The organism is Rhodococcus sp. P4_B6 (assembly GCF_056402215.1).
In genome coordinates this window covers 1-1,038 of record NZ_JBFUHV010000460.1, presented here as the reverse complement: position 1 = coordinate 1,038, position 1,038 = coordinate 1, and the positions used below count along the sequence as shown (strand labels likewise).

Here is a 1,038-nt window from a genome sequence, read left to right as displayed (position 1 = left end):
GTGTTCCCATTTGCGACCGCTCGAGCAGGTCCATCGCAGCATCCTCGACGAGTCCGACGGCGTCGTGCTCGTCACCTGCGAGGAGGTAGTGGTCGACCGCCTGGCTGAGAAGATCCCGGCCCGCGAACCACCGGCCTGCTTTCCGGTGGAGTTCGACCACTCGATCGGGGTTGTCGCGCGCGAGGCGGCGTTGGAGGAACTCGGCGAACAGGTGGTGATAGCGGAACCACTCCCCCTCGTCGTCGAGGCGGCGCAGGAACAGATCACGTGCCTCGACGTCCTCGAGTGCGGCTTGCCCTTCCTGGTCGCCGGTGAGTGCGCGCGCCAGTCCGCCGCAGGTCTTCTCGGTGATCGAGGTGGTGAGCACGAAGTCGAGTGTGTGTCGATCGAGACTGCCGAGGACGTTCTCGGCGAGGTACTCGCCGATGGCACGGTTCCCTCCGGACAGGTGGTCGATCAGCTCGCGGGGGTGCGGGTGATCGCGCAGTGCCAGCGAGACCAGTTGCAGTGCCGCCGCCCACCCGTCCGTCGATTGTTCGAGTTCGACGATATCGGGTTCGTCCAGATCGAGGCCGGTCCGGTCGACAAGCAGCTGTGTCGACTCTCGAACATCGAACCGCAGTGCTGCGGAATCTATTTCGACGAGCTCGTTGTGCACACTCATCGTGCTGAGCGGAAGGCCGAGCCGCGTGCGGCTGGTGACGATCAGGTGCAGGTGATGGCACCCGTGTTCGAGTAAGAACGCCAGTGCCGACCGCGTGTCGTCGTTGCTCACGCGGTGCCAGTCGTCGATGACAAGGGCGACGTGTTGGTCGGCCGAGTGCAGCTTGTCGATCAACGAGGTGAGCACGTACCGCTCGCGGCCGGCGCCGTGGACTTCGAGTTCGCGTACCAGTTCCCGGCCGAAGGCTGGTTGTGCGACGGCGATGGACTCGATCAGGTGGGTGAGGAACCAGATGAGCGTGTTGTCGTCATTGTCGATCGTCAGCCAGGCGGTCGCCACGCCGTCACTGCGCAGTGCCTCGAGGGCGTTGGGCG

General features: G+C 64.9%; 1 protein-coding gene. It reads right to left on the bottom strand.

The window, feature by feature from the left end:
• Positions 1-1,038 (bottom strand): winged helix-turn-helix domain-containing protein (locus AC1DWT_RS51545; protein ID WP_477926314.1); only part of this gene is annotated, 1,038 nt, incomplete at both ends.